At 47.6% G+C, this 9,953-nt stretch carries 7 protein-coding genes and 1 pseudogene; 7 read left to right on the top strand and 1 reads right to left on the bottom strand.

Features of this window, described 5'->3' with window-relative positions; translation table 11 throughout:
* From L0156_24060 to L0156_24045, 4 genes are all read left to right on the top strand, one after another.
* Window positions 1-2,427, top strand: a 2,427-nt coding sequence (locus tag L0156_24060) for a sigma 54-interacting transcriptional regulator (protein MCI0606074.1), incomplete at its 5' end; no start/stop codon positions are given.
* 198 nt (window positions 2,428-2,625) lie between these two features.
* Window positions 2,626-2,913, top strand: coding sequence for a hypothetical protein (locus L0156_24055; GenBank protein ID MCI0606073.1), 288 nt, complete (start codon window positions 2,626-2,628; stop codon window positions 2,911-2,913).
* Entirely contained in the window at window positions 2,913-3,524 is a 612-nt protein-coding gene (locus L0156_24050; GenBank protein MCI0606072.1) for a sigma-70 family RNA polymerase sigma factor, read from the top strand. Before L0156_24055 ends, L0156_24050 begins: the two co-directional genes overlap by 1 nt.
* A 50-nt stretch (window positions 3,525-3,574) precedes the next feature.
* Window positions 3,575-4,093, top strand: a complete 519-nt coding sequence (locus L0156_24045) for an OmpA family protein (GenBank protein ID MCI0606071.1) — start codon at window positions 3,575-3,577, stop codon at window positions 4,091-4,093.
* 96 nt (window positions 4,094-4,189) lie between these two features.
* Here the strand turns inward: L0156_24045 and L0156_24040 are convergent, their stop codons facing one another.
* Window positions 4,190-6,871, bottom strand: a complete 2,682-nt coding sequence (locus L0156_24040; GenBank protein ID MCI0606070.1) for a serine/threonine-protein kinase — start codon at window positions 6,869-6,871, stop codon at window positions 4,190-4,192.
* Between the two features lie 165 nt (window positions 6,872-7,036).
* On the opposite strand from L0156_24040, the gene L0156_24035 reads away from it, so the two are divergent.
* The 3 genes and pseudogenes from L0156_24035 to L0156_24025 all read left to right on the top strand — a co-directional run.
* The gene (locus L0156_24035; GenBank protein MCI0606069.1) at window positions 7,037-7,681 is read left to right on the top strand and encodes a class I SAM-dependent methyltransferase; all 645 of its coding nucleotides are present in this window, start codon (window positions 7,037-7,039) and stop codon (window positions 7,679-7,681) included.
* A pseudogene (locus tag L0156_24030) lies at window positions 7,681-8,435 on the top strand (glycosyltransferase family 2 protein). The gene L0156_24035 and the pseudogene L0156_24030 overlap by 1 nt, the downstream one beginning before the upstream one ends.
* A gap of 4 nt (window positions 8,436-8,439) precedes the next feature.
* Window positions 8,440-9,953 (top strand): hypothetical protein (locus L0156_24025; protein ID MCI0606068.1); only part of this gene is annotated, 1,514 nt, incomplete at its 3' end.

The following is a 9,953-nucleotide window of genomic DNA, read 5'->3' as shown; positions in this document are numbered from 1 at the left end:
TTCATAACGGTTCAAAACGGTTCATCTCGTATTCTAAAACATAAGCTTGGTGGGCAAGACGCCCGCACCACATCGCTTTCAAAAGGTCCTGATATAATGCTATCAGAGAAGCCGGCCACGGCTCTGGATGAAGGATTTTGGATGCCTGGTACTTTACCACCTGTACCTGTCAATGAACAGGAACGGTTAAATGCTTTATTGCGGTTTCAGATTCTGGACACGCATCAGGAGCAGGACTTTGATGACATCGCGGCTTTAGCGTCTCACGTTTGCCAGACTCCGATCGCACTGATCACCTTTGTTGACGCGAACAGGCAGTGGTTCAAGTCGCGAGTCGGTATCCAGGAAACGGAAACTCCCCGCGATATTGCATTTTGTGCGCACGCCATCACACAGGATGGCCTCTTCCTTATTGAGGATGCGGTTTCCGACCCGCGCTTTGCTGAGAATCCGCTCGTAAAAGAAGATCCGCACATACGGTTTTATTGTGGCGCTCCCCTGGTCACCAAAGACAAATTCAGTTTGGGAACTCTGTGCGTAATCGATCGTGTGCCAAGGCAATTGAATGACGATCAAAAGCAAGCGCTCTTATCGTTGAGCCGCCAGGCGGTTCGACAGCTCGAGCTGCGGCACATTCAAAATGTGCTTTCGCAAACCATTGATGAAAGTCGGGCAAAAGAAGAAGCTTTGCGCATCAGTGAACAAATGAATACTCGAATGGTAGAAGCCAGCATGGATTGCATCAAAGTTCTGGATCTGGAAGGTCGATTGCTTTCGATGAATAGTGGCGGCCAAAAAATTTTGGAGATACCGGATTTTGGTCCACTGATGAATTGTCCCTGGGTGGAGTTCTGGCATGGACGCGACAAGGAGAACGCTTCTTCCGCCATTCAAACGGCGCTGCAAGGTTCAGTAGGGCGTTTCGTTGGCTACTGTCCAAGCTGGGAAGGGAAGCCAATGTGGTGGGATGTGGTGGTCAATCCGATTCTGGATGCGAACGGCAAACCGGAACTGTTGCTTGCCGTGTCCCGGGACGTCACCAAATCCAGAATGACCGAGGAACAATTTCGCACTCTCTTTGAAACGGCTCCGATAGGAATCGCCATCAATCAACCCAATGGAAGGTTTGTTCGCGTGAACCGGACCTTTCAGGAAATGCTGGGGTACAGCGAAGAAGAGCTCTGCCGGGTCACTTTCAAAAATATCACTCTCGGAGAAGATCTTGCGGAAAGTTTGCGGCTCTTTGGTGAGCTGGTAAGCGGAGTCCGGAATGAATTTCAGGTGGAAAAGCGTTACACAAAGAAAAACGGGGAAGTGATCTGGGCGAATACGCGGTGCGCATCCGTGCGGGATGACGATGGAAATTTTCTATTTACTTTTGCAATGGTGGAAGACATCACCGATCGTAAAAAAGCGCTTTTTGAATTGCAGTCGTTAAAGAATAAATTGCAGATTGAAAACACATACCTTCAGGAAGAGATCAAGATCCAGCACAACTCCCAGGAGATCATCGGCGTCTCGCAGGCAGTGAAAAAGGTTTTTCAAAGCATCGACCGCGTTGCGCCCACGGATTCAACGGTTTTGATCACCGGAGAAACAGGAACCGGTAAGGAATTGGTGGCGCGGGCAATCCACGATTGCAGTACCCGCAAAGAAAGAGCGTTGATCATTGTGAATTGTGCTGCTCTTCCCTCCGGTCTGATTGAAAGCGAATTGTTTGGACATGAAAAAGGAGCATTTACGGGAGCAATTACTAGAAAGAAAGGGAAATTTGAACTGGCCGACGGCGGATCGATTTTTCTGGATGAAGTGGGAGAACTGCCGATCGAAACACAGATCAAATTACTTCGAGTGCTTCAAGAACAGGAATTCGAACGCGTGGGAGGAACGCAGACCCTGAGTGTCGATGTTCGAGTGATTGCCGCCACCAACAGGAATCTTCAAGAACAAGCGCGAACAGGCGCGTTCCGCAATGACCTTTTTTACCGCTTAAACATTTTCCCTGTTGCACTGCCGCCTTTGCGGGAAAGAACGGAAGACATTCCGTTTCTGGTAAGTCATTTTGTGTCGAAATTTTCGAGACGGATGGCGAAAAAAATAGATCGCATTTCTGCGGCTGCCGAAGAAATGCTTCGTTCCTATACCTGGCCGGGTAATGTCCGGGAACTGGCGAATGTGCTGGAACGAGCGGTTATTTTATGCGATGGCGGAGAACTGCAAATCGAACAACTTGGAATCTCACTTTCTCAATCACTGTCTGAGACAATTCCAAAACTGCAGGATTTTGAGCGGGCGCATATTTTGGAGGCCCTGGAAAAAACGAACTGGATTGTTGGTGGTCCAACCGGCGCAGCAAAACTACTCGGCCTGAACCGGACCACATTGCTTGCAAGAATGAAAAAACTCGGAATTGAAAGACCTCTCTAGCGATGTTCCTCCCCTTTATCAAGCTGTCAACATCTTGACTCGGTGTCAACATATTGACTCTCCGCTTCCGGAAATAAACACACCATCAACTGTAACTAAACATACAAGTCATTGTCAGGAGGAAACTTACATCGCTCCGGATGACGTGTGCTTATGATTGGCATCGTTTTCGCAGTGGAGTAAACCGGGAAGAAAAAGATGTTTCGAATCAGCAAAACATTTGAGAATGACGCGACCCAAATCTTTCGAATCGAAGGAAAGATCACAGAGGAACATGTTGCCGAATGGAGAAATGAAATGAGTTTGATTCAGAGCCACAACGGACGCCACGTCATTCTTGATTTCGCTCAGGTATGGTTCATTTGTTTTAAAGCAGTTGAGGCTTTGGCCCAGCTGATGAACGATCGCATTTTCATTTTGAATTGTGGAATGGAAGTCCGGAATGTTCTTTACGCTTCCGGATTGTCCGCAAGGATGCTTGAGTAATGCCTGAAAAAACAGCGTTGTCCGATCCTACGGCTTGGGTGGATCAACATGGAGAAACCATGTTCCGCTATGCCTTGTTCCGCCTGCGCGACCGGGCGCTTGCCGAGGAAGTCGTTCAAGAAACTTTCCTTGCGGCGCTTCAATCAAAGGCTCGATTCGAAGGTCAATCCTCAGAAAGGACCTGGCTCATCGGAATTCTCAAACACAAAATCATGGATCATTTCCGAAAACAACGAAGAGAGGTCCCTCTCGAAACTTCCGGCATCATTCCAACGGAACAGGAAGAAATGTTTCGCACGACAGGGGAATGGATCGGACACTGGACCGAACAGGCAGGTCCAAAAGATTGGGGCACTGACCCGATCCGATCGATAGAGAAAAAAGAATTCTGGGAAGCCCTGGAACGTTGTCTTGCGATGTTGCCTCCCAGATTGGCTCAAGTATTTATTTTGCGAGAAATGGATGAAATGAGTAGTGATGAAATTTGCAGGGCCCTGGCAATTTCTGAATCCAATCTGTGGGTGATGCTGCATCGCGCGCGTCTGCAATTGCGTCGCGCACTCGAATTGAGTTACTTCGCTCCCGAAAAGCAATCCATCGCGTTTTCTTAAAGCCAGAATTCCTTCGCCTCTGTCTAATACAGTAGAAGGAGGGTAATACTTTGAAACTTTTCATGATCTTGGCGTTGATTCTATTTCTTGCAGCTGGATGCAGCACTAGAGATAGATCCGGAGCGAATGCGATGGTGGATCCGATTGAGAAAACGGACGATCAACCCTTTGAACCCATCCAGGATAAGGATGAGAGGGCTCTGGAAAATGGATCCGGCGCCGAATATTTACTGGGGGAAGGGGATCTCAATCCTGTGTTTTTTGAATATGACAGTTTCGACATCGGCGAAACTCAAGTGCCTGTTTTGCAAACGAATGCCCGCGCGGTACAGAATCAGGGTTTACCGCGCATCAGGATTGAAGGCCATTGCGATGAGCGCGGCACGGAGGAATACAATTTAGCGCTGGGTGACCGCCGGGCGAGAGCCGCAAAAGAATATCTCATCTCTTTGGGGCTGGATCCTGACAAGATGCACACGCTTAGCTATGGGGAAAATCGTCCATTTGAAAAAGGTCACGATGAAACAGCGTGGGGCTCCAACCGCCGCGCCCATTTCGTAGTGGAATAAAACTCTTAACGCAGAGACGCGGAGACGCGGAGACGCGGAGGATTTTAAACATATTTTCCTCTGCGACCTCTACGCCTCTGCATCTCTGCGTTAAAATTATTGCGTATTGACTACGCGGAGTTGTTCGATGGAGCCTCTGAGCTCATGGACGAGTGTGCCGCGGCCGAGATCCTCCGCGGTTTTGAGGGCGCGCAAATAAATCTGCAGTAGTTTAACGCGTTGCCCTTCGGCTTGTAAAACGCGCGCACGCATGAGATCCACTTCCAGAATCATTTCCTTGTCCGCCAATCTTTCCACGATTGTACTTGCTTCATCCACAGTTTCGTGAGCTTGAATCAATTGATTTTCCCGCAAAAATAATTCGCACTGTATGAGAAGAGCGCTTGCGATAAGCTGCGGGTTCTCGGTCCGTTTCAACACACGGATCGCCTGCTCGACTTGCTGGTGTGCTTCCACAAACCGTTCCTGGTGCATTAATGCGCGTCCAATTTGCAATTGCGCCAATGGAAAATGCAAATCGCGGGAACCTTCCAGTAGCCTCGGATAGTATTCGCTGTAGATTCTCAGCGCAGTGTCCGGCTGTTCCGATTCAATAAGCCACCGCAGTTTCAGCGGAACGATGGAGATAATCAGCGAATTATTTTGAATCTGCGTGGCGCTGTCTATCGCGCGATCAGAAAACTCCAACGCATCGAGCGGCTGCAATGGTTCTGTGAGCATTTCCCGAAGACAAAGTACCTCCTGATAGAGCACTCCCGACTCCTGGAAAAGATCCAGACATTCCTTCGAAAGAGGAAGCACCGCCGAGTACATTCCTTGCTTTTTATAGGCAAGCGTAAGCCGGAACTTTGCTTCAGCGACTCCGCGATACCATTTCAAATGATTGAATGCTTCGACCGCGCGTTGATAGTAATCAATCGCGGTATTCCATTCATTCCGTTTCTCTGAGATTTCAGCCAGTCCCATATAGGTCGCGGCCAGTCCGCCCGAATGCTGATGAGCAGCGTATAACTTCTGAGCGCGCTTGTAGTGATACCACGCCTGCTCGTACTTTTCCTGCATGAATTCAATTCGTGCCAGCTTCTGCCAGCCCAAACCAAGGCGTCCCTCTTTTTCACAGATCTCGTAGAAAACATTCGCGGCTTCATCCAAACGGTCGGCGCGCACGAGCGCTTCTCCCCAGAGCACCAGGTATTCAATAACTTCCGGAAATTGATTGTGAAACTCATGATGAATTTCAGCCGCTTTTGCCCAATTGTTTGTAATCTCAAAATACTGAGCTTTCAAAAAGGAGGCGGCGGAAATGGGGAGATTGGAAGACAATTGCATTGCCTGTTGCGCCGCTTCCTGGGCTTGCTGAGGAAAGCCGCGTTCCTTAAGGGCCCGGGCCAGATAGATATGAGCAGGAGCAAAAGAAGGTTCCTGTCTGGTGGCGAGTGATAAAGCTTTTTCGCTTTCCAGATACTTTCCATCCCGGTAAGCGCGAATTCCGACCGCATATTGCTGGAGCAGGGAAGGATTTCCGTGAAAAAGCTGTTCCAACGAGATCAGTTTCGGCTCCTTGACGTCCAGCTTGGCGCGAATCTTTTGCGCAATCTGGGAAACCTGATGAAAAGGAATCGTTCCTTCCACTTCTCCTTCCGCCAGGACTTCAAAGGTCGTTGAGATCTTCATCTCATATCGAATTTTGTTTTCCGAAATTTTTCCTGTGACGACATAATCGGCTCTGGAAAGTTCGAAGAAACGCTGCAGTGACTCCGGTCCCCAAGAATGGTCCGCAATGTTCCTGCACATCCGGATCACCTGATCCCCGGGAAGAACGTACAACTCGTAATTCTGGGATAGGTCCTCTGCGAGAAGCTCAAGAACGGCGTCCGATAGCCATTTTTTCTCCGGTTCATCGACAGCGAAGGGAAGGACCGCAATTCTGGATTTCCGGAGAAAGAGTTCCTGCGTTTTTGGTAACGCCGCAGACGTGAGAACAGCACCAAGCATTTTTACGAGCTCTTCCACGTCTCCGAATCTATCTTCAGGATTTTTCGATGCGCCTTTTTGAAGAAGCGGATCGAGTAATTTGGGCAGCTGAGGATTTTGACTTGTAATTTCCGGAAAAGGATCGTAGATGACCTGTTTGATTGTTGCGAGTGGATGACTTCCTTTAAACGGCAAAGTGCCAGTGAGAATGTGAAAGATGAGAACGGTGAGAGAATAAATGTCGGAACGAAAATCCACAGTTTTGCCCTGCGCCTGTTCCGGTGACATGTATTCAGGAGTGCCCATGATGGTTCCTTCGCCGGTGGGGCCGGTGGTGGTTACCATTTTGGCCATCCCGAAGTCGCTGAGGTAAACCCATTCGGTTTCATCGATGAGGATGTTGTCCGGTTTGATGTCGCGGTGAATGATGTTTCTCCTGTGCGCATGGGACAGGGCTTGGGCAACAGCTTCAACAATCATCATGGCGCGTGTGGGCGCCATTCCGCGTGGACCGATGTGAGCGTAAAGGGAGCTTCCCTCCACCAGTTTCATGACAAGGTAGGCCGTGTCTCCTTCAAAAGCAAAATCGTAAACGGGCAGAATGTGAGGATGTTCCAATCGTGCAACGATCCGCGCTTCTTTCTTGAACCGTTGCACAAAATTTTCATCACTGGAGAATCGCGCGGCAAGAACTTTGATTGCGACATGCCGGTCGAGCGCCGGGTGATATGCTTTGTAGACGGTTCCCATTCCGCCTTTGCTAATTTTTTCTAGGATCTGGTAGGGGCCCAGCTGCTCGATCATTTTCCTACTACCATTGTAGCAGAGATGCCAATAGCAGACGGCAGAATCGCCACGACGAAAAGTCCACGTTTCTGCGGTTTCCTCAGTTCAGATTTACAGATTCAGGAATCGTTGCTATAAAATCGCACAAGCACCTATGATAAGCTCAACGCTGGCAGGGGTCCTATGGTGGAAGCAATGACAGCCGATTACTTCACAACACGAATGTCCTTCCATTACGATAGAAAAAGAGTGTGGAAAGCGATTTGTGAATACTTGCAGCCTGAAATCCCGGAAGACTCAGCAATTCTTGAACTGGGACCCGGTTTCTGCGACTTTATCAATCAGATTCATGCAGGCAGGAAATACGCAGTCGATATCAAAGCAGAGTGCCAGAAATACTGCGAAAAGGATGTTATTTTTGTTCAATCCACGGCAACCGCGCTCCCGCTGGAGCCTCATTCAATGGACACAATTTTTGCAAGCAATTTTCTAGAGCATTTGAACGATTCCGAACTGGAAGCGCTCTTCCGAGAGATAGATAGAATCTTAAAGAAGCGAGGGCGAATCATATTGATTCAACCCAACTATTATTATTGCTACCGTGAATACTGGGATGATTTCACCCACGTGAAAGCCTTCAGCCATCATAGTCTTACAGATTTCTTGAAAACGAAGAAATACACAATTCGAAAAGTCATCAAACGTTTTCTGCCCTTCAGTTTCCATTCGCGACTTCCAAAATCATACTTGCTGACAAAACTCTATTTGGCGCTCCCTTATCGAGTTGGAGCAAAACAAATGCTCGTGGTAGCTGATAAAATGGATTGATGTTCGAAAAGTTCAAGATTTCCTTGATCTTGCCCACATATAACGAAAAAGATTCAATCCGCAAAGTAATTGAAGATTTCGAAAGGTTGGCCGTTGTGGATGAAATCATCGTAGTAAACAACAACGCTGCAGAAGGGACTTCCGAAGAAGTTGCAAAAACCAGCGCACGTGAAGTGTATGAATCGAAACAGGGCTACGCCACGCAATCAGGAGAGGCTTTCAGGAAGCTACGGGTGATCTAATCGTTGTTTGCGAACCGGATGACACGTTTCTTGCATCCGATATTCACAAATTTCTCGCATATTCCAGTGATGTCCCCATTGTTTATGGTTCTCGTACCGTCAGTAACTTCATCTGGGAAGGCGCGAATATGGGCAGGTTTCTGAAATGGGGGAATTGGTTCACGGCAAAACTAATAGAAGTTCTCTTTAATACGAACTCCTTGAGTGACGTGGGCTGCACCTACCGGCTGATCCACCGGGATGCCTTGCGAATTCTGGAACCTCATTTTCGTGTAGGAACCAATTTTTTCGGACCGGAAATGATACTCCTCGGATACCGTTTCAAACTTCATTCCGTACAGATTCCGGTGAATTACAAAGAGCGGATTGGAAAAAGTTCTGTAACTGGAGATCTCCTGAAGGCATTTAAACTCGGAATGCAGATGATTGGACTCATTGCCATGATGCGGTTCCGGATTGAGCCGCTCATTTTGCGCAAAGACAAGGTGGCTGATTCAGTCGATTCGGACTGAGGAAATGGTCTGGATTCAAACCTATTTTCAATATTGTTCATTGTATCTACTTAGTATTTTAACATTCTACTTTATTGGTAGATTCCTTCGGTTCATTGCCGCTTACCAAAATTTACGAACAACGACTTTTACTCAGTTGTTCATCAACCTGTTTGTCGGCACGGTCTTTGTCGCAATCATTGTTTCTTTGTATTTTGCACGCCTGAAAACCGTCCACCTGCTCTACGGATTGGTTGTTCCCGCGTTCCTACTGGCATTGCGGCGAAAAAATGAGATGGAAAACGATCATCCTGCGGAGGAATTCATGGTGATTGGTCGTCGCTTACCGGAATTGCTCCTCTATGCATTGGTCCTATATACCATCTTTGCGTTTGGAATCATTCGGAGGCAGGATTGGAGCAGCCTTCTTTCGGTGCCACATCTCGTCGACTGGGGACTCTATAGCGTGGACATGCAAACGTTAGTCGAAACGGGTCAGGAGAACTCCTACCATGTTCACACGATACTGTCTCAGGACTATCATGGGTTAACACCGTATCATTACGTCACTTTGTGGTTGGGTGGTTTTCTTTTCTCTCTTTTTCCCGGATTGACTCCGTTTTACTTGCTGACATTGATAATTTATCCGCTGCTAGGCTTCCTAGCTTTGACAGGAAGCTGGGCCTTTGTGGAGCAACTCAAGACAAAATTCCATTGGTATCATCGGCTGCTCCCCCTGGTTTGTGTTTTTACTTCCGGTGTTTTGTTTCTTCCTGTTCTGGCATCTCATCAGTCTTACCAGAGCCAATTTCTGACGACAACTATGCGAGACCTGAATGGGTTCCTTTTCTACATGCCCAAAAGATTTATTTCTTATTCAGCTTTTTTAATTTTTTCCTTACTTTTTTTGAGGAAAAAGTATTTCGCAGGGATGGTTTCGCTTCTCATCGTACCGCTTGTGAGTATCGACGTAGCTCCCGCTGTTTTCGGCGGGGTATTGATTTACGGAATCATCAATTATCGAAAGAAGTTCCTTCCAGTTGCTGAAATGCATCGTCTGTGGCTGTTGTACGCGGTTTTTGCGATTTTGCTTTTCCTGCTGTACAAGGCTTTCGGAAACGAGAAGATACTCCTCTATAATCCGCAGGAGGCTCTTCGACAATCAATTTTTTCTGTTTCCGCATGGATGATTCCCCTTCTTTATTTTTTTCGCGGGCTAATCCTGATTCTCGCTTTGTATTCACTTCATCTCGGATTCATATACTGGAATCAGAAACGCCCACTGTCGAAGGAGTCCATTCCTCCGCGGTTCTTTCTGATGTTAGGAGTGATGATGCTCTCCGGGCTGCTGGCCTGGTCGGTATTCTATTCATATATAGATGCCATTCAGTTTACAAACGGTACGCTCGCCATTTTACAAACGGTTATGCTGCTCTGTTTGCTGTCTCGCCTTGGAGAATTCCGCAAAGGCATACGAATTTTGATCCTCAGCTATATAACGATGAATGCAGCCTATAATTTGGTGCAGCACTACGTTAC

It is taken from the genome of bacterium, from assembly GCA_022616075.1.
GTDB lineage: Bacteria > Acidobacteriota > HRBIN11 > JAKEFK01 > JAKEFK01 > JAKEFK01.
The sequence above is the reverse complement of the archived record's forward strand: the minus strand, read 5'-3'. Positions and strand labels throughout refer to the sequence as shown.